This window comes from Pedobacter deserti, from assembly GCF_024436415.1.
GTDB classification, from domain to species: domain Bacteria; phylum Bacteroidota; class Bacteroidia; order Sphingobacteriales; family Sphingobacteriaceae; genus Pedobacter; species Pedobacter faecalis.
The window spans coordinates 2,468,744-2,492,743 of record NZ_JAFMZQ010000001.1 but is presented as its reverse complement, the minus strand read 5'-3'; the positions used below and the strand labels follow the sequence as shown (position 1 = coordinate 2,492,743).

The window sequence follows — 24,000 nt, the reverse complement described above, 5'->3', positions numbered from 1 at the left end:
CACAAGCTAGTGATAAGCCTGATTCTCCAGTTGTTATCCACCTGTTATCCACTTGTCGTCCACTTGTCATCCACACAACTTTGGCCGACCTGGCGATCGATATTGTAGTCAAAACATATCATTTCATAGCGCATGTGCTTCGCAAATAGTGTGGTATGTTAACTTTAAGCTGTCGGGCAATGTAGCCTGATCAATAAAATCTATCGTATTATGGGTGTGGCCAGGTACGGACCATTGGGTCCTTTTAAAGGCAAAATCGGGCCGATCTTCGGTTATGTTAAACAAGGCAAACTCATTTTAAGGGCTGCGCCTCAGGTAGTACCGCCCCGTTCGGAAAAGCAAAAAGCGGTACTGCAGCGGATGCCGGTGCTGGGTACCTTCTTTCAATTCATCAAGCCTTATCTCGCCATCGGGTTTGAGCTTTCCGCACTGCGCAATGGCAACAGCGCGAATAATTCGGCGAAATCGTACAACCTAAAGCATGCCATTGGTGGGGTGTACCCACATCAGTTTCTCGAGTATGATAAGGTGCGCCTTACCGAAGGTGGGCTGGCTGTTGCCGAAAACGCCGTCGTAGTGGCAGTAGCTGATGGTTTCCGGTTTTACTGGGACTATGATGAGCACGATCCGCATGCCGGAGCGCAAGATAAGACCATGCTGATGGCATTTTTTCCCGATCAATCTAATCCGGTGTACCTGATAAGTGGTGTAGAGCGTAAAGCGCAGACACAATTGCTGGAAGTTCCAGCCCCTTTGAAGGGGCTGTCGGCGCATACCTATATCTCGTTTGTAAGAGACGACCGCCGGGCGATTTCCAACAGCGTGTATACCGGGGCTATTGTGTTTAGTTGATGCGGATCTCGAAACTGTCTTCCGGCTCTTTCGGTGCTTCCGTACCGTTCTTGGCACGCACGGCAAAATAGCCTCCGCTGAGCAATAAGCCGCTTTCTGTCCGCTCCAGGTGTACCTTTAAAAAGCCATGCCGGTCGTCGCAGTAGTTGACGAGCCGCACACCCTCAAACTCCGGCAGCGCGGCAGTGAAGTACGGATCGTCTTTACGGGCAATGGGGTGCAGTTCATCGTAACCCCCGCCCCCGGCTACAATATAATTTACTACGTCACCGTCGGGATAGTGTTTTTCAAAATGCTGGTAGTTGTGCACGTGTCCGCTGAAAACAGCATGCGGCCTCACGCCTGCCTCTACGTAGGCGCTCTCCAGCATTTCGATCATGGGCATGCTAGAACCATGGTTGATGTCGCCCGAATACGGTGAATGGTGAATGCAGACAAACAAGGCCTTGTCAGGATGTTCGCTTTTGGCCCATTCAAGTTCTTTGATGAACCAACTGCGCTGTTCGGGTGTCACTACCCCAAATTTTGGGACGTTGGAGGCTAGTCCGATGAAATTCGCCAGCGGTGTTTCCATAGTCCAGTATACATTTGGCTGCACCATACTTTTCCGGGAATTGCCGCCACTAAACTCCACTTCGCTGGGTGTTTCCGAACAGAAGACCCTTACAAAGGTATCCAGACTGTTGTAAGGAACCTTACTAAGCGGATTGACATCGCTGTCGTGATTGCCGGGTATGGCAAATACAGGTGCCGGATAACCATTAAACGGGTCGAAAAACTGACGCTGGTATTCGTGGGCTTCGCCATGGTTGTACACAATATCACCCAGGTGATACAGAAATTCCGGTTTGTCGCCGTATTCGTCCACATCGTCAAACTGGCTTAGCATCTGCCTGGAAACCAGCTTCAGGAAGTCCGGGTTGCGCATACTGCCTGTATCGCCTACCATCTGGAAGGTCATTTTGTCGCGGCGAATGCCGGGAATAACTTTGGAAATCTCTAAGTGATAAGGATAAGCGCCCGTAGGCCGGGGCAACGGCAGGTATTTGTAGGTGTCGTCGGGTTGTCCTTTTTTAAAAACTGGTGTTGTGTGTATGGGGTCGTCTTCAGAAATTGTCATGTGTTACAAAAATACCCTTTCTCATATTAAGGGATTGTCAAATTCGGTGATAAAATGCGGTAATAAAAAAAGGATGCCTGTTGCCAGACATCCTTCCAAACCAATTTATCCCTATAATAATCAGCTTGTTGTCGTTTGGTTAAGCGCCTCTCTTCTTTTTCACCCTATCCTTCATCGCTTCCATCCGTTTTGCTTTTAATTCTTTGTAGGTTGCCTTTTGCTGATCGGTCAGTATACTGTTGATCTGGTTTTCGTGCGCCTCCCTGGCTGCTTTGAACGCCGCTCTGTCGGCCTTAACTTTCTTTTCACCTTTTACATGGGCCTCTTTGGCTTTTTTAGCTGCCTCAAGGTTCAGCGCGTAAATCTTCGACTGCTGGTCGGCCGTAAGTGAAAGGTCTTTGTTTAAACGTTCGGTCATTTTCTTTGCCCGCTCTTCAGGTGTTCTTACCTGTCCCTTATCTCTTCCATCCTGTGCAAATGCCATTGTGCTTAGTCCGACAAGTACAGCGGCGGTAAAAATTAACTTTCTCATCTTCAGTTCCTCGTGCTTTATGGATATAGAGGGCTAAAGGGGCAAATAGTTTAAATGCCGAAATGTTAAGAAATGTTAAAATCAGGGCAGGTTGTTTTCAAGCAGCAGAATGTTGGCGCCGATCTCGTCGACCAGGCGCTGACTGATCTCGTCGTCGGTACGCCACTCAAGTTTGGTGTCGCCCTGCACAGTATATAAATGTCCGCTGCGTTCTCCGTTGATATATACAATATAATCGCCTTCCTGTGGTACCTCCACGCGTATGGCATGTGGTTCTCCATCTATGTCGATGGTGAATTCGTATGGGTTCAGATCTTTTTCCATGGCCTTGTATGATTTGTTTCAGGAAAAACAGTGAACAAAGGAGATTGTTTTTTGTTACCCTTTAAAACCAGTAATCACCCTAAAAACGGAGGCATTATGGAAAATGAACATGAAAAGCCGCTGGGTTCAAACCTGACGGGCACCGCTGTTCCGGCCAAGCCGGGACACGATCGCGATATTAAACCTGAAGCTTACGTACCGGAAACTGATCCGGAAGAGAGCAACCCGGACAAAGCGCAAAATACAGACGCCCTGCTGGGCGACGTATCCCACGATGATACGGAAGAGCTGACGGATTGATGTGGTTTAATTACGGTTTAGTTAAGGAGGCGCTAAGCAATTAGCGCCTCTGCTTTTGTAAGTACATTGGCTAGTCCCTCTTTGTTTTTACCGCCTGCAGTGGCGTAAAAAGGCTGACCACCGCCTCCGCCCTGAATCTCTTTAGCCAGTTCGCGCACAATGTTGGAGGCGTTCAGGCCTTTATCTTTCACGAGGTTTTCCGAAAGCATTACGGTGATACCCGGCTTATCGTCGATCAGCGTGGTAAGCACCAGGAACAGGTCGTCTACCAGGTCCTTCACGGCAAATGCCAGGTTTTTGACGGCATCGGCCGAGGGCAGGTCGACATGCGTTGCGATCATATTGATGCCGTTATGGGTCTTCACATGATGAACGATCTCATGCTTCAGGTTGGCCGATTGCTCTATCAGCGCTTTCTCTGCCTCTTTCTTCAGTTTGTTGTTTTCTTCAATCAGGGCCAGCACACTTCCTTTCAGGTCTTTACTGTTTTTAAGCAGTGCCCTAAGCTCGTTAAGTTCACGGTTCTGATCGAGGATAAACGCCTCAGCTTTGTCGGCCGTAATCGCCTCGATACGTCTTACGCCTGCGGCAACGGCACTCTCGGCGGTTATCTTGAAGTATCCGATATCGCCTGTAGCCTTGGCATGCGTACCGCCGCAGAGTTCTTTTGAGTAATGATCGTCGAAAGTGATGATACGTACCAGGTCGCCATACTTCTCGCCAAACAAAGCCGTAACTCCACTTGAAATAGCCTGATCGTAAGGCACATAACGCTGCTCTTTTAAAGGAATGTTTTCCCTGACTTTCTGGTTTACCAGGTGCTCGATCTCGGCCAGCTGCTCGTCGGTAACCTTAGCAAAATGCGAGAAGTCGAACCGCAGGTAGTCTGCATTAACGAGTGAACCTTTCTGGTTGACGTGGCTGCCCAGCACGCGCTTTAATGCAGCGTGGAGCAAGTGTGTAGCGGTGTGGTTAGCTTGAGTAAGCAGACGTTTGTCCTCATCTATCACCGCATAGAACTTACCTTCCGGATCTTCCGGCAACGCATCGCTGTAATGTACCGTGATGCCGTTTTCCTTGCGTGTATCGGTAATCTCTACAGAGAACATTCGACTGTGATCCTCCAGTCGACCAGTATCGCCTACCTGTCCGCCACCTTCTGCATAAAAAGGCGTTTTGCTCAGCACGATCTGATATTGCTCTTTACCTTTAGAAAGAACCTTGCGGTATTTGATGATCTGGGTTTCGGCCTCAACTTCGTCGTAACCTGTAAACTCCGTCTCCAGATCTTCATTAATATTCACCCAATCGCCCGTATCTATCGACGTAGCGGCGCGTGAACGCTCTTTTTGTCGCAGTAGAGCGGCGTTGTATTCCTCCATGTCTACCTGCCAGTTTTTCTCCCTGGCCATCAGTTCGGTGAGGTCGATCGGAAACCCATAGGTATCGTTCAGTTCGAAAGCGAATTCGCCCGAAATCACCATCTGATCTTTCAGTATGCTGTACACCCATGGGTCCTCAAAGGCCTTTTCAGGCTCTATGGCGTTTTCAGACATCAGGTGATCTGCCTGCTTTTTGATATAGCTTTCAAAGCGCTGTATCCCGGTAGCCAGTGTACGCAGGAAGGAAAGTTCTTCTTCCAGGATCACCTTCTGTACGAAATCCTGCTGCAGGGCAAGCTCCTCAAAGACACCCTCAAACTGTTGCGCCAATACCGGCACCAGCTGGTTCAGGAAAGGCTCTTTAAGGTTAAGGAAGGTATATGCATAGCGTACTGCGCGACGCAGAATGCGTCGGATCACATAACCTGCTTTATTGTTGGACGGCAATTGTCCGTCGGCAATCACAAAAGATATCGCCCGGATATGATCGGCCATCACACGCATCGCAATATCCGTTTTCTCATCAGCACCGTAAACCACCCCTGCGTGCGCAGCAATATGCTGAATAAGCGGCTGGAATACATCCGTATCGTAATTCGACTGCTTCTGCTGCAGGACGCGAACTAAGCGTTCAAAACCCATACCTGTATCTACGTGTTGTGCAGGTAATGGGTGTAATGAGCCGTCTTTCAACCGGTTGAACTGCATGAATACATTATTCCAGATCTCTATGACCTGAGGATGGTCGGCGTTGACCAAAGACTTACCCTCTACCTGCGCACGTTCTTCGGCAGAGCGGCAGTCGACATGAATTTCGGAGCATGGTCCGCATGGTCCGGTATCGCCCATTTCCCAGAAATTGTCTTTTTTATTTCCCAGGATGATGCGGTCTTCCGGCACAAACTGTTTCCATAATTCGTAGGCTTCCGTATCCCGTGGCAAACCCTCCTTTTCATCGCCCTCGAAAATAGAGACGTACAGTTGGTCTTTAGGAATCTTATACACCTCGGTCAGCAATTCCCAGCTCCAGGCAATGGCTTCTTTCTTGAAATAATCGCCAAAGCTCCAATTGCCCAGCATTTCAAACATGGTATGGTGATAGGTATCGATACCAACCTCTTCGAGGTCGTTATGCTTTCCTGAAACACGAAGACAACGCTGCGTATCGGCCACACGCGGGTATTTGATTGCGGCTTCGCCAAGGAACAGGTCTTTAAACTGGTTCATCCCCGCGTTGGTGAACATTAACGTGGGATCGTTTTTTATAACAATTGGCGCCGAAGGCACGATATTGTGCTGCTTTGATTTAAAAAACTCCAAAAATGCCTGTCTGATTTCCTTAGCTGTCATGTAATAAGATTTGAATAGGGCAAAATTAGCATAATTCCGCTAAGGTGAATGGCGAAAAAAATTTCCGGTGGTTCTATGGTTTGTTGCTAAACTTTATCTAAGTTTGACAACTTCAAATAAAAGCTGTAAATCGTTAATAATCAATATCAAGATGCCTTACAAAGAACGGGAAATCAATAAAATGTACTACACCATGGGTGAAGTGACCGAGATGTTTGGTGTAAACGCTTCGCAGATCAGATTTTATGAAAAGGAGTTTGACGTACTGCAGCCTAAGAAGAATAAAAAAGGCAACAGGCTCTTCACGCCAGAGGATATCGAGAATTTGAAAATCATCTTTCACTTGGTAGACGACAAGGGTTTTACGCTTAAAGGTGCTAAGGAGCATATGAAAAACAATAGCGGTGAGGTGAAGGAAAATCAGAAGATCATCGCTTCGCTGGAACGCCTTAAAGATTTCCTGCTAAAACTGAACGAGGAGATTTAAATCCGCTTCAAAATATCTGGCTGATATTCAGTTGTGTTTTAACTTAACCGGTTATCCATTTTGCTTTAAGGAAAAATAATGGCTGATTTGACGGCGTATGTCTACCGTCAGATTATTTCTATGCGTGTTTTTGTTGCCCGGAGCTTTGGGGTTAACGGCTTTGCGTGCCGGCGCGCAGGAGACGGATGTTATTAAAGATATCATTGAACAGCTTTCGGAGACCTTGCCCGAGGATACGGATTGGTCGGAGTTGACGGAACGGCTTATTTATCTGCGTAAACACCCTCTGGACCTGAACCGGGCCGACGCCGGGCAACTGAAAGAGTTGTTGTTTCTTTCCCCCCTGCAAATTGCAAACCTGCTGAACCATATTAAGGCCAATGGCGAACTGCAGGATTTTGTGGAAATGCAGGTGGTTGAGGGCTTCGACGAGCTGACGCTCTCGAGACTGAGTCCTTTCGTGTATGTGGGCAGCGCGGGTAGTGGGTTTTCGGGGACTGGGGTGGCCATCGAAGGCAAACATGACCTGATGCTGAGGTATGGCCGGCTGCTGGAACAACAGAAGGGTTTCAAGGATTTGTCTGGCAGCAGATATCTGGGCGGCCCCGACAAGGTGCTGATGCGGTATAAGTATACGGTCGACAAGCGCTTCTCGGTTGCCTTAATAGCTGAAAAAGACGCTGGAGAATCCTGGCTTAACAAGTATAGTCCCGATCACCTCTCCTTTCACGTAGCACTGTATAATCGCGGCCGGCTGAAACGCATGGTGCTGGGCGACTACAGTCTGCAGTTCGGCCAGGGCCTCACCTTATGGTCGGGGTTCGCTTATGGCAAGGGACCGGATGTAACCAGTGTGGCTGCCAATGAGACCGGACTTAAACCTTATTACTCGGCCAACGAGCTCTCCTTTTTCAGGGGCTCTGCAGCAAGTATTCGTCTGACGCAGCACCTTGACCTGACAGCTTTTGTTTCAAGGCGCCGCCTGGATGCAAGTTTGAAACAAGCGGAGGACGGATTTACCCTACAGAATATCGGGTCGACCGGCCTGCACCGCACAACTACCGAGCGAAAGAACCAGCACAGTCTGTCCCACACCCTGTACGGTACAGCCCTGCAATATCACCGTTCAGATCTGAGTGTGGGGCTGGTCGCCCATCATTCCGGCTTCGGACATCGCTTCGTAACTGGCAATCAGTTGTACAACAAGTACAGCTTTGAGGGCAGAGAACTCAGCAATGCGGGTTTTCATTACAGCTATACCTGGAAGAATACCTATATATACGGTGAGGCGGCCAATAGTATCGGCTCCGGCTGGGCTTTTGTAAATGGTATGCTAAGCAGCTTATCGCCGCGACTCTCATGGGTAATCTTGTACCGGCGCTATGACCGCGACTATCATAACTTCTTTAGTCGCGCCCCCGGCGAAGGCACTGAGACCAGCAATGAACGAGGCTTTTACACTGGGTTCAATTACAGCATCAGAAAAAAGTGGCTGTTTTCTGTGTATGGCGACTATTTTCGCTTTCCATGGCTCAAATACCGCGTTGATGCGCCTTCGTCGGGTTATGAGACACTCGGACAGGCGACCTACACGCCTAATAAGCAGAGCAGATTTTTACTGAGGTATAAGGTAGAACGTAAGCAGCAAAATGCCGATGGCGGAGGCGAAGGTGTGGTTCCCGTCGTGAAGCAAACGCTCCGGTTAGACGGGAGCTGGAAGTGGGGACCGCGCATTGCGCTTCATCACCGTACGGAGCTTAGCGGGTATGAGAAGGCTGCGATTAAAGAAACCGGCTGGGCCGTGATGCAGGATGCAGACTATAAGCCGCTTCGTGGTTGGATGTCGTTTAATGTCCGCCTGGCTTTTTTCTGCACACCTTCCTACAACAGCCGGATTTATGCCTACGAGGATGATGTGCTCTATGGTGCGGGGTCGGCGGCATACAGCGGTAAGGGCCTACGGTTTTATCAGAATGTTCGCCTGCGTTTGTGGGGGTCGGGCGACCTCTGGCTAAGGTATGCCATATACCGGTATTCGGACCGGGAGACTGTGGGGACCGGCCTCGACGAGATACAGGGCAGACAGAAATCAGACTTCAAACTACAGTTAAGGTATCAGTTTTGAAACATTTGAAAAACAATGGTTTGTCTGACATTACACTGGCGCGAATTACCTTGCCTTTTGTGCTTGGTTTATGTGTATTTTATGCCTTGCGGCAGAGTAGCCTGCTTGGCTTGTTGGTCGCCCTAAGCAGTATACTATTTATCTGCTTATGTGTGGTAAACCTGCTGTATGCCCGGCTGAGGATGTACCGCTACAAGCTTATTATCGGTTTACTACTTTATCTGCTGCTTTTCTTGCTGGGTGGTATATGCTGCCTGCTTCACCAGCAATCTGACCGGCAACAACACTTTTCGCACCTGCCCCGGAGCGGCTACCTGCGCATCAGGGTAGATACGGAACCACATGATAAGCCAGGTTCGGTCGCCTTTACGGCTGCTGTGACCGCCTGCGGGCTGGATACCGTGCGGAGTACCCTAGGCAGGTTGCAGGTATACCTGAGGCGCGATAGTCCGGCCGCCTTGCCTAAGTTGCGTTACGGTGATGAATTGTTGATCCCGGCAAAATATCGCAAGCCGAAAGCACCGCAACATGAGGGGCAGTTTGATTATCGGGCATGGCTGGCTGCGAAGAATGTGTATCACCAAGCTTTCCTGGAAGAAAGTAAGGTTAGGCTGCTTGCGAGGGATAAGGGAAACCCGGTTCAGGCTTTTGCTTTTAAATTGCGGGCGCAGCAGGTATCGTATTACCGGAAGGTGATTTCAAAAGCGGATCATCAGGCGCTGCTCTCGGCGCTGATATTAGGTTATAAAGCTGAATTGGATCAGCGTACGCTGACGATGTATGCGGGCACGGGAATCATTCATGCCCTTTCGGTATCCGGCATGCATGTGGGAATGATCTACATGGTGCTTACCTGGCTGCTCAGGTTCATGGATGGCGGGCGTTTGCTCAGGACCATCCGGACGATGCTGATGTTGCTTTTGATCTGGGGGTATACGGTGCTAACCGGCCTCTCGCCTTCTGCCCTGCGGGCAGCCGTGATGATCAGTGTTTTAATATTATCGCGAGCCGCTTCAAGGCCGGCCAATAACTACAACGTACTTGCATTTACAGCGCTCGTGATGCTGGTAGCTGATCCGTTTCTGGTATGGGATGTAGGCTTTCAGCTGTCTTTCCTGGCGGTGTTTGGTTTGATGTGGCTGCAGCCAAAGTTTGAGGGATTATACCGTCCGCCTAACCGCGTCGTTGCTTTTTTCTGGAGCTCGGTATGCATGTCGATTGCCGCGCAACTGGCTACTTTCCCGCTAAGCATCTACTATTTTCATCAGTTTCCGGTCTGCTTTCTGGTCAGCAACCTGTTTGTGCTGCTGCCGCTTACGATGATCATGTACCTGGGTATTGCGCTGCTTTTGTTGCGGGCCGGTTTTCTGGCTGGCGTACTGGGATATTTGATAGACCTGATGCACCGGGGATTGAATGCGATTGCAGGTATGCCGGGTTCGACCATTTCGGGTATTTGGGTTGACCGGACGGAACTTGTGCTGATTACACTTAGTGGTGTATTATTGGTGTTTGCCTTTTCGCACGGCAAAAAGCAACTGTTGATCGCTGCCCTGTGCTGTGGCTTGTGCACGCAGCTTTACCATACAATGGGGCTGTTTAGTTCACTGTCCCAACGCAGGTCGATCCGCTTTGATCTTCCACAGGGTAAAGTAATGGCTTTTCTATGCGGCAGGCATGCTGTGCTGGTAGCAGTAAGGCAGCCCGACGAGGAAAAATTTCGTTACTTGATTAAGCCGGTGCTCGACAAAAATCGGGTTACAAAAGAACAATGGCTTATTATTTCCGAGTAAATACAAACAAATACTCCTGCTGGTTGTTAGTACTCCTTTACATTTTAAGGGCCGCTATTTTAATTGTTCAAATTTCTGATATTTTTGTGCGGTATCCTTATCATACACGACTAACATTACATGAATAACATTACCGTTGACCTGACGAATTGTGACAGAGAGCCAATACATATTCCAGGGAAAGTCCAATCGCACGGGTGCCTGATTGCGGTAGATGGCGAAAGCCATTTGATTACCTATGCAAGCGAAAATGTGCAAACCTATCTGAACGTGAGCGCAAAGGATTTGCTGGGCAAGCATATCGGCGAGCTGTCGGGGAGCTTTAGCCAGGGATCACAGGAAGTCGATTTCCCTGCCCTTATTAAAATTGGCAGGACCCAGCAGAGTTTTGATGCGGTAAACCCGTACCGACTGCTTGTTAACGGAGAGCCTGCTTACCTCGTGATGCATCAGTCGGCCACCGACTTTGTGCTGGAGTTTGAGCCGGCCACATTGGAATATGATATTCAGAACGTGATCGGCAGGTCGGTTTCGGAAATTCTGGCGAACAAATCGCTGGCAGGTTTGCTTCATAATGCGGCCAGGGAGGTTAAGAACGTTATTGAGTACGATCGTGTAATGATCTATAAGTTCCAGGAAGATGGTCACGGTGAAGTGGTAGCAGAAGTAAAGAATGACGACCTGGAACCGTTTTTCGGTCTCCACTACCCTGCTTCGGATATTCCTAAACAGGCCCGGGAGCTTTACAAACTGAATTACACCCGGATCATCGCTGATGTTAACGCGGAGGCTTCGCCTATCCTGACTTTCGAGCCGAACAAGCCGCTTGACCTGACGCATTCTTGTTTGCGTGCGGTTTCGCCTGTACATATTCAGTATCTCAAGAATATGGGCGTGGCCTCGAGTTTCAGTATTTCGCTGATCAGCAATGGGGAGTTATGGGGACTGATCGCCTGCCATAGCTACAGTCCGAAATTTATTGACTACAAGGCCAGAGAGGGTGCTAAACTGATTGGTCAGATCTTGTCCTCGGCCTTAGAATACCGCGAAATGGAGGAAGAAACAGAGCGCGATAATGTGCTTAAGGAGGCCGTTCAGGAAATCGGCAGCTACCTGGAAAAGGATGCCGATCTGATTGCTGCGCTGACTAAGTATAAGTATAACCTTCAGCAGGTTACTCATGCGTCTGGCGTGGCCATCTTGTTTGAGGATGAAATGCACACCCTGGGTGAGACGCCCTCGGAAGAAGATTTAAAGGACATCTTCAAATGGCTGAAAAGGAATATGTCGGAGTCCATTTACCATACCAGCCAGTTTCCGGAGGTATACACTCCTGCGAAGAAGTATGCAGACACAGCAAGCGGTATTTTTGCATGCATGCTTTCGCGTGAACTGGGTGAACTGATTGTTTGGTTTAAACCGGAACAGATCAGAACGATAAACTGGGCCGGAAATCCGGAGAAGCCTATGGAGCCCGCGCAGGATACGGATCCGAACGCACCTGCAGGACTTATGATGCTTTCTCCGAGAAATTCGTTTGAGAGCTGGGCGCAGATCGTGAAGAACACTTCGGCTCGGTGGTCGCAAATTGAAATATCTACGGTGCTTAAACTACGTGAAAGGATCATTACGACCATCAACCAGCGGGCCAACGAGATCAGGCAGCTCAATGAACGACTTAAACTGGCGTACGATGAACTGGACACCTTCAGTTACACGATTTCGCATGATCTGCGTACGCCGCTGACCTCGATAAAAAGTTATACGGAATTATTTCTGGCTCAGCATAAGGACCTCGACGAACGGGGGAAAAGTTTACTCAATCGTGTGGTTGCAGGGGCAGATAAGATGGGATTTCTGATCAACGAGATTTTAAAGCTGGCCAGAGTGGGCCGTTCGGAAATTGATTTTGTGCAGATCGATATGCCTAAACTGCTTTCAGAAATCAGTACAGAGGTGATTTCGGCACTGAAAGCGGAGCATGTTAAGATTGAGTTTGGCGACTGTCCGGACCTGGAGGGCGACCATACGCTGATCTCTCAGGTGTTTTCCAACCTGATCGGAAATGCGGTAAAATACAGTCAGCGTTCTGAAGCTCCGGTGGTACGCGTTGAGGCGCAAACGGATAAGGATCAAATTGTTTACAACATTAAGGATAATGGCATCGGTATTGATGTGAACTATCATGATAAAGTATTTGAGCTCTTTAAAAGAATGGAAAATGTAAGAGATTATGAGGGTACCGGGGTTGGCCTGGCCATCGTAAAAAGAATTATCGAAAAGCACAACGGACGTATTTGGTTCGAGAGTGAATTGGGTGTTGGGACAACTTTTTATGTAGCATTTAAGAAATAGGGATATGGCTTCGCCGGATATATTTTATGTAGAGGACGACCAGGATTTTGCTTTTATCCTGGAGCACGCGGTTAAGGAAGTTCGGGACGACCTGACTGTAAGTGTTGTGGAAGACGGAAGGGACGCTATTGCGCAACTGGAGCAGTTTGTACTGCACAGGAAGCGACCGAAGCTGATCTTGCTGGATCTGAACCTCCCGGGTTTATCGGGCCTGGACTTGCTTAAAAGGATCAAAGAGATCCCTTTTCTAAGGTACACGCCGGTTATCCTGTTTTCCACTTCAGACGACCCGCTCGATGTGAGGGCTTCGTACGAATTCGGGGCAAACGCTTATATTACCAAACCTTCGGGATATAACAACCTGATCTCCTGTGTGAAGTCTATGCATGAGTTTTGGTTTAAGCAAAACCGCTCGATCAACTAAACCTTTTAGATGCTTCAGGAGAGATTAAAGAACGACACGCTGCTGCAGCATGAGCGACTGGAATCGCTGATGTTTGTAGACAACATCATGGGCAAAACGCTGAGCCCTGAACAATACAAGAAAATATTACTTACAAATTACATAGCACATAAAGCTTACGAAGCGGCTATTTTCAGTGCTATTGGCCCGGACTTGGCCGAGCGCCTGGACCTGAACGAAAGGCGCAAACTTGCTGCGCTGGAGAGGGATGTGGAAGAGGCTGGTCTGGACGAGCAGCTGTTTAAGGCTGAACTGATTGTAAAAGGCCTGATGCCGCTTCATTTTAACGAGGCGGCCGCACTAGGTGCCTTATATGTGATGGAAGGTGCTACGCTGGGCGGAAGTGTTATATTAAAACAGCTGAAGCTTAATCCTTCATTTGCCGGCAAGGGTCTGCATTTTTATTATTACGGGGTGTATGGCGGGGCGCTGATGGCGAACTGGAAATCGTTCGTGGATGTGCTTAACGCATTCCCGGAAGGCAATGAGGACGAGGTGGTTGAAGGAGCCAAACAAATGTTTGACGCGATTTCCGCCATAGCCGAAATTGCCTATATTTGAGGAATGAATGAACCACTGGTTTTATACAGCGTTACGGACCGGATCGCTAGTATTACCATCAACAGGGTTGAAAAGCGAAACGCGCTGAACCCGGAACTTGTGGCTTTGCTTACGGAATCGCTTTTAAGGGCATCGGAAGATGATGAGGTGAAAGTGATCGTGCTGAAGGCCAACGGAAAAGTATTCAGCGCAGGGGCCGATCTGGCTTACCTGCAGCAACTGCAGCAAAATAGTTACGAGGAAAATCTGGCCGATTCTGAAAATCTGAAGCGTTTATTTACGACCATATATTATCTCCCTAAAATTGTGATCGCACAGGTGGAAGGCCATGCTATTGCGGGAGGATGTGGCCTGGCTACGGTATGCGATTTTGTGTTTGCGGTGCCGGAAGCAAATTTTGGATACACGGAGGTAAAGCTTGGCTTTGTGCCGGCCATTGTGTCCTGCTTCCTGGTAAACAAGACTTCTGAAACGATCGCCAAGCGGATTTTGCTTACAGGCGAGCTGTTTTCTGCCAGGCAGGCGCTTGAATTCGGCCTGATCACAGAGGTTGTTGAAGGCCATGAAATCGCCGGCCGTGTACTGGAACTTGCCCAAAAGCTTTGCACAGAGACATCCGCGAATTCGCTGATGGTGACCAAGCAACTGATCGGGCAGACCAACAATCCTTTGCTGGAAAAGAACCTGGCTTTTGCGGTGCAGATCAACGCACGTGTGCGTGACAGCGAAGATTTTAAGCGTGGCGTGGCTTCTTTTATTAATAAGGTGCAGATCAAATGGTAAACAGCCTGGCATTTTTTGCCAGATTCTTCCTGTTCTGGCTCTTGTTTTTTGTGGTGGACCGCCTCAGCTTTCTGTTGATCAATATGGCTGCTGTTAGTCAGTTTCCCCTTTCGGAGACCGCCTCGGTGTTTGTGCATGCGCTGGCGCTCGACTTATCGATGTGCGGTTATATCCTGGTCATACCCCTTCTTGTCTTTTCTTTTGCCCTGCTTAGCGGCAGAAAGGAATTGGGGCTGCGCTGGCTTTCGTTTTACGACGGCTTTCTGGTAGTTATCTTCAGCATTATTTCCGTTGCCAACTTTAATATTTACCGGGAATGGGGCACCAAGATGAATGCAAAGGCGATTGATTTCGCTTTCGGTTCCCCGGGCGAGGCGCTGGCCTCGAGTGCCTCCTCCCCTGTGTTTCTGACGCTGTTTACGCTTGCCGTGCTGATCGCTTTTGGATTGGTGCTGCACAGATTTGTGATGCCGTCAAAACTGAGGTTTGGCCGGATGGCGCTTGCACCTCGCATTCTGGTGGTGCTGCTCTTATTTTTTGGTACGTTCGTCATGATCAGAGGTGGACTTAAAGGTTCGCCTATGAAACAGAGTATGGCGTATTTCTCGAAAGAGCAGATCTTAAACCACGCTGCCGTGAATACGCCTTGGAATTTGCTTTCAAGCGTATTGTCGTCGGGCAAAATAACCAAAAATCCATATGTGTACCTGAAGCCTGAACAGGCCTCTGCCTATGTGGACAGCATATATCGGGTGAGTAAGGATACAACGGTGTCGATTTTGAAGAATAAGCGCCCGAATGTAGTTCTGATCATTATAGAAAGTTTTGGGGCCGACCTGACCATGACCCTGGGAAATGAACCGGGCATTACGCCGAACTTTGATGCAATGATCCGAGAGGGCGTGTTGTTTAGCCGCATCTATGCCTCGGGAAGTCGCACAGACAAAGGAATTATCGCTACGCTGGCGGGTTTCCCTACTCTGGCAGCCAGCAGTATGATGAAGTGGCCCGACAAGATGCAGAAGCTCCCGGCGATCTCTCAATCGCTTTTTAAGCAGGGTTATCAGACTTCTTTCTATTATGGTGGAGAGTCTGAATTTGATAACTATAAGGCCTTTATTTTAAGCCATCATTACAGCAGGCTTGTCGACCGCAACAACTTTGACACTCCAGGCAAATCAACCTGGGGACAGTTTGACGAGGCGGTTTTCAGCAAGCAGATTGCCGAACTACGATCGGAGAAACAGCCTTTCTTTTCTACCCTGCTTACGCTCACCAACCATGAACCTTATGTGGTTCCAGGCAAACCTAAATTTGGTTCGGCTGATAATAAAGCGAAGTTTAAAAGCACGGCTTTTTATACGGATTCCTGCATTCAGGCTTATATTGCAGAGGCCAAAAAACAGCCTTGGTATAGCAACACGCTGTTTGTATTTGTGGCCGACCATGCCCATGCCTATCCTAAGGACCGCTTTGATGTGGCTGTCCCGGAACGTTATCACATCCCGCTGCTTTTCTACGGGGAGGTGATTGATGAGGCCTATCGGGGAAAGCAATTTGACGTAACGGGAAGTCAGACAGACCTTGCTGCTACCCTGCTCGCCCAGCTTGCCTTGCCAGCTAAAGATTTCAGGTGGAGCAAGAACCTGTTGAACCCGAGTGTAAAACCTTCGGCATTTTTTAGCTGGGACAATGGTTCGGGCTTTATCTATAACAAACATTATGTTACTTTTGATCATGTAGGTCAGTCGGTTTTGCATAACAGCGATGAGGGTGACAAACCGGGCAGCGCTGAGGTGCTGAATATGAACAAGGCTTACCTGCAAATGGTATATCAGGAATTTACTGATCTTTAAAATATGAGATATAAACATTTTGTGTTTGCGTTAACCGCAGTCGTTTTTTCTTTCTTTAGCGCTGCTGCGCAGGACATCAAGTGGAAAGATGGCAGTTCGTATTATGAAATTTCTAACGGGGAGCTTGTTTCGATTACCCTGCCGGGGGGCGACCGCAAAGTGATCGTGGGGCGCAGCCTGTTGTATGGCAACCAGAACAGCGGTCTGACGAACTTCAAAGACTTCGCGTTTTCTGCGGATGGCTCAAAGGTGCTTTTGTATGCCAACGCGAAAAAGGTTTGGCGCTACGAGACCCGGGGCGACTATTTTGTGGCCGATCTGAAAAGCAACCGCATCACCAAACTGGGTAAGGATAAACCGGCTTCGTCGCTGATGTTTGCGAAGTTTTCGCCGGACGGCAATAAGGTGGCCTATGTAAGTAAGCATAACCTGTATGTGGAGGATCTGACGAGCGGAACGATAACGGCACTGACGAGCGACGGTACGGACCGACTGATTAACGGTACGTTTGACTGGGCGTATGAAGAGGAATTTGACTGCCGGGACGGTTTCCGCTGGAGCCCGGACGGCAAATCCATTGCTTACTGGCAGATCGATGCGACGCGGATCAAGAATTTCCTGATGATCAACAACACGGATTCGATCTATGCCTATACCATTCCGGTTGAATACCCGAAGGTGGGCGAAAACCCTTCCTCCTGCCGCATTGGCGTGGTTAGCGTAAACGGCGGTGCCACAAGCTGGCTGCAGGTGCCGGGCGACATGGTTCAGCATTATATTCCGCGTATGGACTGGATCCCGAACAGCAATGAGATCATCTTGCAGCAGTTGAACCGCGAACAGAATGTAAGCAAGCTGTTCGTGGCTAGCGGGTCGACCGGCAGCGTGAACAATATTTTTACAGAAACAGATAAGGCCTGGGTAGATGCCGGAAAACCATGGCACTGGCTGGATGAAGGTAAAAGCTTTATCTGGACCAGCGAAAAGGACGGATGGCGTCATTTGTACAGGATCAGTCGCGACGGCCGCAAGCAAACGCTGATCACCGTTGGGAATTACGATGTGATAGAGACTTCGCTGGTGGATGAAGAGAACGGTTTGGTCTACTTTATGGCATCGCCAACGAATGCCACGCAGCGGTATCTTTATAAAACGAAGTTGAACGGCTCGGGAAAGGCTGAAATGGTGACACCTTCTATCATGCCGGGAACACACAGCTACGACATCTCTCCGGGTGCCTTGTTTGCCCGACATAGCTATCAGAATGCCAGCGTCCCTCCACTCACGGAATGGATGCGCATGACGAGTTTAAATCCGCTTACCATGGAAGGCAGCATTACCAATCAGCTGGGCCGCATCAAGCCACCTAAAAATAAGGTGGAGTTTTTCAAGGTGACGACTGCCGACGGCGTGGAGATGGACGGCTGGATGAAAAAGCCGGATAATTTCGATCAGACAAAAAAATACCCTGTGGTGTTCTACGTGTATGGCGAGCCTGCAGGGCAGACGGTTACCGATACTTATGGTGCAGGAAGAAACTGGCTGTATGCCGGTGATATGGCGCAGGACGGATATATCTACATCTCGGTGGAGAACCGGGGTGCACCGGCACCTAAGGGCAGGGAATGGCGCAAAAGTATTTTCCAGAAGATCGGTACCCTTAACGTGCGCGACCAGGCGATGGCTGCCCAGGAGATTCTGAAATGGAATTTTGTGGATAAAGACCGGGTAGCGGTTTGGGGCTGGAGCGGAGGCGGTTCTTCTACCTTGAACCTCTTGTTTCAATATCCGGAAATATATAAGACCGGCATCGCGATAGCGGCTGTGGGCAATCAACTGACTTACGACAACATCTATCAGGAACGCTATATGGGGTCGCCGTTAAAGTCGACCGAGGCCTATGTGAAAGGATCACCTGTAACTCATGCCAAAAACCTGAAAGGGAATCTGCTTTATATACATGGTACGGGCGACGACAACGTGCACTATCAGAATGCGGAGATGCTGATCAATGAACTGGTAAGGCACAGGAAGGTTTTCCAGCTGATGGCCTACCCGAACCGCACACACAGCATTAACGAAGGTGATGGTACTTCGGAACATTTGGCGCTGACTTACACGAGGTTCCTTCAAACGTATTGTCCGCCCGGAGGTAAATAGCCAAAAGTGTTTACCTTTGCCATTTATGGCGCATAGTTTGATAGTGATGTGCATACCGTATTTTGAATGAATTTTAGAAATATATTTATCACCCTTTATGATGTATTTCAGTTTATAGGGCGTTTTTTTAAAGAGGCTTTTCTGCCGCCCTATGAGGGCAAGGAATTGCTGAAGCAGTGTTATGATATTGGTTATAAGTCGCTCGCCCTTATTTCGCTAACCGGGTTCATCACCGGAATCGTTTTTACCAAGCAGTCGAGGCCTTCCCTGGCTGAGTTTGGCGCGACATCCTGGCTCCCTTCGCTGGTGGGTATTGCGCTGTTGCGTACCCTCGCTCCGCTGCTGACCTCGCTGATTGCGGCTGGGAAGGTTGGTTCGAGCATTGGTGCCGAACTGGGGTCGATGCGGGTAACTGAACAAATTGATGCGATGGAAGTGTCGGCGACGAATCCTTTTAAATTCCTGGTGAGCACCCGAGTGCTTGCGGCGACGATAACTATCCCCATCCTGACCTTTTATACGGCTTTGGTAGGTATGCTGGGTGCATTGCTGAATGTGTCGCTCAGTGAAGGTACAAGCGCTAAACTGTTTTTTCAAGCTTCACTGGAGTCGATCAGCTTCCTGGACATAACCGCTTCTACGATTAAGGCAGTGATCTTTGGTTTCACGATAGGTATTGTAGGCTGCTATCAGGGTTATAATTCGGCAAAGGGAACCGAAGGTGTAGGTAGAGCGGCGAATGCCTCGGTGGTGATCGGAATGTTCCTGATCTTTATTGAGGAAGTCGTTTCCGTTCAGTTCTTTGGTTTATTCAGAAGTTGACCATGATGGAAAGACAAAGCGGGGAAAAACCGGTTAGCGTTATTGAAATACGGGATTTGTATAAGTCGTTTGGCGACTACCATGTTCTGAGGGGCGTCGACCTTGATCTGTATAAGGGCGAGAACCTAGTGGTGCTGGGTAAGTCGGGTACGGGTAAGTCGGTGCTGATCAAGATTGTGGTGGGTTTGCTTAAGCCCGATCGTGGGCGGGTAAGCGTATTGAACAGCCTCATAGATCAGATCACGTATAAAGAGTTGCTCGAACTGAGACTTAAGGTGGGGTTTTCATTCCAGAACAGTGCGCTGTACGACAGTATGACCGTGCGGGAGAACCTGGAATTTCCGTTGGTACGCAACCGTCGAAAGCTGACAAAACAAGAGGTGAGCCTGGCTGTGGAAGAGATGCTGGATGCGGTGGGTTTGCTGCAAACGATTAATCAGATGCCTTCGGAATTGTCGGGCGGTCAGCGTAAACGGATCGGTATTGCACGCACACTGATCCTTAAACCGGAGATTATGCTCTATGATGAGCCAACGGCGGGACTGGACCCAATTACCTGCCTGGAGATAAACAGTTTAATTAATGAGGTGCAGGAACGGTTTCACACCAGTTCTATCATTATTACGCACGACCTTACCTGTGCTAAGGCAGTGGGTGATCGCGTAGCCATGCTCCTGGACGGGAAATTTGAGCGCCAGGGTACCTTTGAGGAGGTATTTGATACTACGGATCCTCGTGTGAAACCATTTTACGATTATAATTTTATACAATAGAATATGCAGGCTACAGAGAATCGCAGGAAGATTACAGTGGGGATTTTTATTTTATTAGGACTGGTCATTTTTGTGGTGGGAATATTTACGCTCGGCTCGCAGAAAAAGGCTTTTGTGAAGAGCTTTACTGTGGACGTAGTTTTCGACGACATTCAGGGTTTGAAGGCCGGAAATAACGTTTGGTTCTCGGGCGTGAAGATCGGTACGATTAAGAAGATCCAGTTTTACGGAACATCGCAGGTGCAGGTTTTCCTGAATATTGAGGAGGAGGCCCATAAATACATCCACAAAGATGCTACGGCCAGCATCAGTTCAGATGGACTGATTGGCAACAAGATCATTGTGGTGACCGGGGGAAGTCCGAAGTTTCCTTTTGTGGAAGACGGCGACCGGTTGAGGGCAAGTACAACCTTGTCGACCGACGACATCATGCAGACTTTCCAGGTGAACAATAAGAACCTGGTGGATGTGACGGCTGACTTTAAGGTATTGGCACGGAGCCTTGTGGAAGGTAAGGGAACGGCGGGAACGCTTTTATCGGACGAGGAAGTGGCGTCGAATTTTAAACAGATTGTTGCGAACCTGAAAACGACAACGGCTTCGGCCGACAGGATGGCCCGTGAGCTCGATGCTTTTTCGAAAAGATTGAATACGAAGGGCGGGCTTGCCGATAAGCTGCTTACGGATACTGCGGTGTTTGCCCAGTTGGAATCGTCGGTCAACGAACTGCGCAAGACTGCCGCCTCGGCCGCTACCCTTACGGAAAATCTGAACACGGCATCTGGCAAACTGAACCAAACGGACAATGCGCTGGGTGTTTTACTGAACGACGAGGCGACTGCAGAACAGCTGAAGGGAATTGTGAGGAATATGGAGACCAGCAGCAAAAAGCTTGATGAGAATCTGGAGGCGCTGCAGCACAATTTCCTGTTGCGCGGCTTCTTTAAAAAGCGTGCGAGGGAACAGGCTGAAGCACAAAAACCATAACGGATGAATATGATTATTCTGGAAAACGATATTCTTAAGGTATGCATCGCAGAAAAGGGTGCCGAATTACAAAGCCTGGTGAACAAGCAAACCGGGAAGGAATATATGTGGAGCGGTAACCCCGACTTTTGGGGTAAGTTTAGTCCTGTTCTATTCCCTATTGTTGGCGGGTTGAAGGATAACCGTTATACCGTTGGCTGCAGTGAATATAGCTTGCCGCGACATGGCTTTGCGCGCGACCAGGTTTTTCAGTTAAGGGAGGAAGGAGATTTATATGCTACGCTTACGCTTGGCCACAGCGACGAAACGCTTAAGGTGTATCCCTTTGCGTTTAGGCTGAACATCAAATATACTTTAGACGGCGCTGCTGTGGTGTGCAGCTATGAGGTTGTTAATCCTGGTGATGAGCAGCTTTGGTTTTCTATCGGGGCACATCCTGCATTTGCGATAGACACCTCTGTGGCTGACTTTTCAAACTATTATCTGGAGTTTAACCGGGACAATGAACTTGTGAGGCATTTGCTTAGGAAGGATCTGATTTCTGAGGAGACGGAGATAATTCCGCTGGACAACAAGACTTTACAGCTTTCGCACGAATTATTTCAGGAAGATGCACTGGTCATGAAGTCGCTGAAGAGTGACAGGATCAGGCTGGGCAACGTTAAAAATGAAAACGGTATAGATTTCAGGTTTGAGGACTTCCCGTTCTTCGGTATCTGGTCGGCCCCCAACGCTGACTTTGTTTGCCTGGAACCCTGGTGTGGCATAGCCGATGAGGTGAGTCATAATCAGCGCCTGGAAGAAAAAACCGGTATTATGTCGCTCGCGGCCGGGACGACATGGCAAAGAAGCTGGTCGGTAACTACTTTTTAAGGTCTGCAGGCAGCGACATATTAAATATGGCGCCTTTACCTTTTCCTTCGCTTTCTGCCCAGATCCTGCCGCCGTGCGCCTCAACCATCGCTTTAACGATGGACAGGCCGAGACCGGTAGACCTTTCCCCTCCTGTGGGCTGGGCACTTAGACGGGTAAAACGCTGAAACAGGTTTGATTTATCTTCTTCGGTAAGTCCCTGTCCCTGATCGGCCACAGAAACGATGACCTGACCGTTGCTGCCGGTACGTATGGTTACGGTTATACGTGTGTGCTGCGGCGAATATTTGATGGCATTGTTGAGCAGATTGTCAATTACCTCGGAGAGCTTGCTCTCGTCGGCCCGTATATAGATGTCGTCCGGATTTATAAACTCTATAACCTGATTTTTGCGGTCGGCCAGCGGCTGGTTCATTGCAATAACGTTGGCGATGAGCGCTGATGCGTTAAGCTTGACGAGCAACAGTCTGGTTTTGCCCGCCTCGACGGCTCCGGAGTCCAGCAGCTCGTCGATGATATGCACGATATTTAACACCGAAGCTTTGATCTGGTCGCACATTTTGTCGACCATTTCCGGATCGCCTTTCTTGAGTTTGATCAGATCCGCGCGGACCGGAATGGTGGTCAGCGGATTCTTAAGATCGTGGGCAGTGGTATGCAAAAGCTGTCTGTTGCCCACCGAGGCTAGCTCTGATGTATATCTGAGCTCAATCTGCTCCATAACCAGGTCCCGGAAATCAATCAGTGTGTCAATATCTTCCTGCGAAAGTGAACGCGGCTGCACGTCCATGATGCAAAAGGTACCAAGATTAAACCCTTCTTTTGTTTTTAGGGGCGCAGCGGCATAGAACTGTAGTCCGTGCGCCTGAACGAGCGGACTGGAAACAGCCTCTGCATGAAGCAGCGCGTTTTCGATCACATATACATCGTCATACATAATCGCAGTTCCGCAGAGTCCATCGGCCCTGTTTATTTGTTCTGCCTGAAAGCCATATTTTGATTTGAACCAAATACGTCCTTCGTCTACGATACTGATAAATACCAAAGGGACGTTAAAATGTCTGGCGGCGAGTCGGGTTAGTTTGTCATAGCATGGCTCTGAAACCGTATCTAAAATCCGGTATTTATATAGAGCCTTAACCCTTAACGCTTCGTTTGAAGCTATATTTGAAACAGGTTGCATGCCCATCTAACTTTATTTATCTTGAAATAGGTAAGCTAATATAGTCTTCTCTTCCCTGAATTCAAAATTTAACTTTGACTTACAGTAGTTTAAGCACTGATGTACGATTTTTAGCGTATTCTAGCGGTATTTTTACTGGATTACCGCATTTCTCCTGCTTGAGGTATGCGCATTAAAAACACCTAATGCGCCGTTATTAAAGTTTGAGGGCGGATTTGCCGGCGAAACGGGAGGCCCGCCACCACCTGTGATCTGCTCCAGGCTGAAGAAGTATTTGTACACGTCGCGGTTGATGGACTGAAGTTCGACTTCCAGCGTGTCCCCTGTTTTTAGTTTGTCTAACTCATGATACAAGACATTAGAAATGACGTTGCCGTTGTTAAACCGGTCGTCACTAACATCGTCTTCTTCAACTTTATCTTTTACGGTTAAAAGATAGCGGTAATTGTTCTGCGCATTAGCCGGGTCGTTAAAGTTGGCCGCTACATAGGTATTTTCCTCGCCAAAGAAGCTCAGCCGTTTGAAGGAGAGTGAGTCGAGATAGACCTTTTCGGGCATGTAAGAGGTGGAGGTGTAGGTCACGCCCTCGACCGTAACATTCAAGGTGTAGCCTGTGCCGGGCATCCCCCGCATCCGCGGCGTACGGTAAACGCCTTTCTCTACTTCACGAAGGTTCACATCCAGCCCCGGGATAGACAGCACCACTTTAGCGCCTGCAACACCATTGAAGCTGTTGGGTTCGGTGAAGCTGTAGGTGCGTGATACACGAACGAAATGATACTGATAATTGTCATTCAGACTCGCATCGATCACAATTTTAGGTTCGGCGTTGTCCAGATCAAGATCGACGACCTTTTCGCAGGCTGCCGCCGCAACTGCCACTAAAATTAAACCAATAAAAATTCTTATCCTGCCCATC

At 48.8% G+C, this 24,000-nt stretch carries 21 protein-coding genes; 15 read left to right on the top strand and 6 right to left on the bottom strand.

Annotation, left to right across the window (positions count from 1 at the left end; translation table 11 throughout):
- Positions 1–210 precede the first annotated feature (210 nt).
- Complete coding sequence (locus tag J3P40_RS11345; RefSeq protein WP_256005646.1) at positions 211–852, top strand: DUF6266 family protein; 642 nt, start codon at positions 211–213, stop codon at positions 850–852.
- On the opposite strand, the gene J3P40_RS11340 is transcribed toward J3P40_RS11345, so the two are convergent.
- The 3 genes from J3P40_RS11340 to J3P40_RS11330 form a co-directional block, all read right to left on the bottom strand.
- On the bottom strand, positions 845–1,972 hold the full coding sequence (locus J3P40_RS11340) for a metallophosphoesterase family protein (RefSeq protein WP_256005643.1): 1,128 nt from the start codon (positions 1,970–1,972) through the stop codon (positions 845–847). The two genes, J3P40_RS11345 and J3P40_RS11340, sit on opposite strands and share 8 nt — an antisense overlap.
- 139 nt (positions 1,973–2,111) lie before the next feature.
- Positions 2,112–2,504 carry a DUF4890 domain-containing protein gene (locus J3P40_RS11335; protein ID WP_256005641.1) on the bottom strand — a complete coding sequence of 131 codons (393 nt, stop codon included), beginning with the start codon at positions 2,502–2,504 and terminating at the stop codon, positions 2,112–2,114.
- Between the two features lie 81 nt (positions 2,505–2,585).
- Positions 2,586–2,828: a hypothetical protein gene (locus J3P40_RS11330; RefSeq protein WP_256005633.1), complete on the bottom strand. Its 243-nt coding sequence runs from the start codon at positions 2,826–2,828 to the stop codon at positions 2,586–2,588.
- A 96-nt stretch (positions 2,829–2,924) separates the two neighbouring features.
- Here J3P40_RS11330 and J3P40_RS11325 point away from each other — a divergent pair, with 96 nt between their 5' ends.
- A complete protein-coding gene (locus tag J3P40_RS11325; RefSeq protein ID WP_256005629.1) occupies positions 2,925–3,128 on the top strand; it encodes a hypothetical protein in 204 nt (67 codons plus the stop codon).
- Between the two features lie 32 nt (positions 3,129–3,160).
- On the opposite strand, the gene alaS is transcribed toward J3P40_RS11325, so the two are convergent.
- The gene (gene alaS / locus J3P40_RS11320; RefSeq protein ID WP_256005626.1) at positions 3,161–5,860 is read right to left on the bottom strand and encodes an alanine--tRNA ligase; all 2,700 of its coding nucleotides are present in this window, start codon (positions 5,858–5,860) and stop codon (positions 3,161–3,163) included.
- Positions 5,861–6,011: 151 nt separating this feature from the next.
- Between alaS and J3P40_RS11315 the strand changes: the two genes are divergently transcribed.
- The 13 genes from J3P40_RS11315 to J3P40_RS11255 all read left to right on the top strand — a co-directional run bounded on the left by J3P40_RS11315 (position 6,012) and on the right by J3P40_RS11255 (position 21,898).
- Entirely contained in the window at positions 6,012–6,347 is a 336-nt protein-coding gene (locus tag J3P40_RS11315; protein ID WP_256005624.1) for a MerR family transcriptional regulator, read from the top strand.
- A gap of 97 nt (positions 6,348–6,444) precedes the next feature.
- Complete coding sequence (locus tag J3P40_RS11310; protein ID WP_256005622.1) at positions 6,445–8,472, top strand: helix-hairpin-helix domain-containing protein; 2,028 nt, start codon at positions 6,445–6,447, stop codon at positions 8,470–8,472.
- On the top strand, positions 8,469–10,265 hold the full coding sequence (locus J3P40_RS11305; protein WP_256005619.1) for a ComEC/Rec2 family competence protein: 1,797 nt from the start codon (positions 8,469–8,471) through the stop codon (positions 10,263–10,265). The genes J3P40_RS11310 and J3P40_RS11305 overlap by 4 nt, the downstream gene beginning before the upstream one ends.
- 120 nt (positions 10,266–10,385) lie before the next feature.
- Complete coding sequence (locus J3P40_RS11300; protein WP_256005616.1) at positions 10,386–12,620, top strand: ATP-binding protein; 2,235 nt, start codon at positions 10,386–10,388, stop codon at positions 12,618–12,620.
- 4 nt (positions 12,621–12,624) lie between these two features.
- On the top strand, positions 12,625–13,044 hold the full coding sequence (locus tag J3P40_RS11295) for a response regulator (RefSeq protein ID WP_256005613.1): 420 nt from the start codon (positions 12,625–12,627) through the stop codon (positions 13,042–13,044).
- Positions 13,045–13,053: 9 nt separating this feature from the next.
- Positions 13,054–13,644 carry a biliverdin-producing heme oxygenase gene (locus J3P40_RS11290; protein ID WP_256005611.1) on the top strand — a complete coding sequence of 197 codons (591 nt, stop codon included), beginning with the start codon at positions 13,054–13,056 and terminating at the stop codon, positions 13,642–13,644.
- A gap of 3 nt (positions 13,645–13,647) precedes the next feature.
- Positions 13,648–14,427 carry an enoyl-CoA hydratase/isomerase family protein gene (locus tag J3P40_RS11285; RefSeq protein ID WP_256005609.1) on the top strand — a complete coding sequence of 260 codons (780 nt, stop codon included), beginning with the start codon at positions 13,648–13,650 and terminating at the stop codon, positions 14,425–14,427.
- Positions 14,421–16,283 (top strand): LTA synthase family protein, encoded by a 1,863-nt coding sequence (locus tag J3P40_RS11280; RefSeq protein ID WP_256005607.1) that lies wholly within the window; start codon positions 14,421–14,423, stop codon positions 16,281–16,283. Before J3P40_RS11285 ends, J3P40_RS11280 begins: the two co-directional genes overlap by 7 nt.
- A gap of 3 nt (positions 16,284–16,286) precedes the next feature.
- The gene (locus J3P40_RS11275) at positions 16,287–18,443 is read left to right on the top strand and encodes a S9 family peptidase (protein WP_256005605.1); all 2,157 of its coding nucleotides are present in this window, start codon (positions 16,287–16,289) and stop codon (positions 18,441–18,443) included.
- A 66-nt stretch (positions 18,444–18,509) separates the two neighbouring features.
- Positions 18,510–19,265, top strand: coding sequence for an MlaE family ABC transporter permease (locus J3P40_RS11270; protein ID WP_256005603.1), 756 nt, complete (start codon positions 18,510–18,512; stop codon positions 19,263–19,265).
- A 5-nt stretch (positions 19,266–19,270) separates the two neighbouring features.
- Complete coding sequence (locus J3P40_RS11265) at positions 19,271–20,038, top strand: ABC transporter ATP-binding protein (protein ID WP_256007073.1); 768 nt, start codon at positions 19,271–19,273, stop codon at positions 20,036–20,038.
- 3 nt (positions 20,039–20,041) lie between these two features.
- Positions 20,042–21,025, top strand: coding sequence for an MlaD family protein (locus J3P40_RS11260; protein ID WP_256005601.1), 984 nt, complete (start codon positions 20,042–20,044; stop codon positions 21,023–21,025).
- A 3-nt stretch (positions 21,026–21,028) separates the two neighbouring features.
- Positions 21,029–21,898, top strand: coding sequence for an aldose 1-epimerase family protein (locus tag J3P40_RS11255; protein ID WP_256005599.1), 870 nt, complete (start codon positions 21,029–21,031; stop codon positions 21,896–21,898).
- Here the strand turns inward: J3P40_RS11255 and J3P40_RS11250 are convergent.
- Both J3P40_RS11250 and J3P40_RS11245 read right to left on the bottom strand, forming a co-directional pair.
- Positions 21,888–23,087 (bottom strand): GAF domain-containing sensor histidine kinase, encoded by a 1,200-nt coding sequence (locus J3P40_RS11250; protein WP_256005597.1) that lies wholly within the window; start codon positions 23,085–23,087, stop codon positions 21,888–21,890. The two genes, J3P40_RS11255 and J3P40_RS11250, sit on opposite strands and share 11 nt — an antisense overlap.
- 126 nt (positions 23,088–23,213) lie before the next feature.
- Entirely contained in the window at positions 23,214–23,999 is a 786-nt protein-coding gene (locus J3P40_RS11245) for a DUF4249 domain-containing protein (protein WP_256005594.1), read from the bottom strand.
- Position 24,000: the final 1 nt, after the last annotated feature.

Bases quoted from the DNA above. Each gene is read 5' to 3' on its own strand.
- J3P40_RS11345 (WP_256005646.1), top strand. From the start codon at position 211: ATGGGTGTGGCCAGGTACGGACCATTGGGTCCTTTTAAAGGCAAAATC.
- J3P40_RS11340 (WP_256005643.1), bottom strand. From the start codon at position 1,972: ATGACAATTTCTGAAGACGACCCCATACACACAACACCAGTTTTTAAA.
- J3P40_RS11335 (WP_256005641.1), bottom strand. From the start codon at position 2,504: ATGAGAAAGTTAATTTTTACCGCCGCTGTACTTGTCGGACTAAGCACA.
- J3P40_RS11330 (WP_256005633.1), bottom strand. From the start codon at position 2,828: ATGGAAAAAGATCTGAACCCATACGAATTCACCATCGACATAGATGGA.
- J3P40_RS11325 (WP_256005629.1), top strand. From the start codon at position 2,925: ATGGAAAATGAACATGAAAAGCCGCTGGGTTCAAACCTGACGGGCACC.
- alaS (WP_256005626.1), bottom strand. From the start codon at position 5,860: ATGACAGCTAAGGAAATCAGACAGGCATTTTTGGAGTTTTTTAAATCA.
- J3P40_RS11315 (WP_256005624.1), top strand. From the start codon at position 6,012: ATGCCTTACAAAGAACGGGAAATCAATAAAATGTACTACACCATGGGT.
- J3P40_RS11310 (WP_256005622.1), top strand. From the start codon at position 6,445: ATGTCTACCGTCAGATTATTTCTATGCGTGTTTTTGTTGCCCGGAGCT.
- J3P40_RS11300 (WP_256005616.1), top strand. From the start codon at position 10,386: ATGAATAACATTACCGTTGACCTGACGAATTGTGACAGAGAGCCAATA.
- J3P40_RS11295 (WP_256005613.1), top strand. From the start codon at position 12,625: ATGGCTTCGCCGGATATATTTTATGTAGAGGACGACCAGGATTTTGCT.
- J3P40_RS11290 (WP_256005611.1), top strand. From the start codon at position 13,054: ATGCTTCAGGAGAGATTAAAGAACGACACGCTGCTGCAGCATGAGCGA.
- J3P40_RS11285 (WP_256005609.1), top strand. From the start codon at position 13,648: ATGAATGAACCACTGGTTTTATACAGCGTTACGGACCGGATCGCTAGT.
- J3P40_RS11280 (WP_256005607.1), top strand. From the start codon at position 14,421: ATGGTAAACAGCCTGGCATTTTTTGCCAGATTCTTCCTGTTCTGGCTC.
- J3P40_RS11275 (WP_256005605.1), top strand. From the start codon at position 16,287: ATGAGATATAAACATTTTGTGTTTGCGTTAACCGCAGTCGTTTTTTCT.
- J3P40_RS11270 (WP_256005603.1), top strand. From the start codon at position 18,510: ATGAATTTTAGAAATATATTTATCACCCTTTATGATGTATTTCAGTTT.
- J3P40_RS11265 (WP_256007073.1), top strand. From the start codon at position 19,271: ATGGAAAGACAAAGCGGGGAAAAACCGGTTAGCGTTATTGAAATACGG.
- J3P40_RS11260 (WP_256005601.1), top strand. From the start codon at position 20,042: ATGCAGGCTACAGAGAATCGCAGGAAGATTACAGTGGGGATTTTTATT.
- J3P40_RS11255 (WP_256005599.1), top strand. From the start codon at position 21,029: ATGAATATGATTATTCTGGAAAACGATATTCTTAAGGTATGCATCGCA.
- J3P40_RS11250 (WP_256005597.1), bottom strand. From the start codon at position 23,087: ATGGGCATGCAACCTGTTTCAAATATAGCTTCAAACGAAGCGTTAAGG.
- J3P40_RS11245 (WP_256005594.1), bottom strand. From the start codon at position 23,999: ATGGGCAGGATAAGAATTTTTATTGGTTTAATTTTAGTGGCAGTTGCG.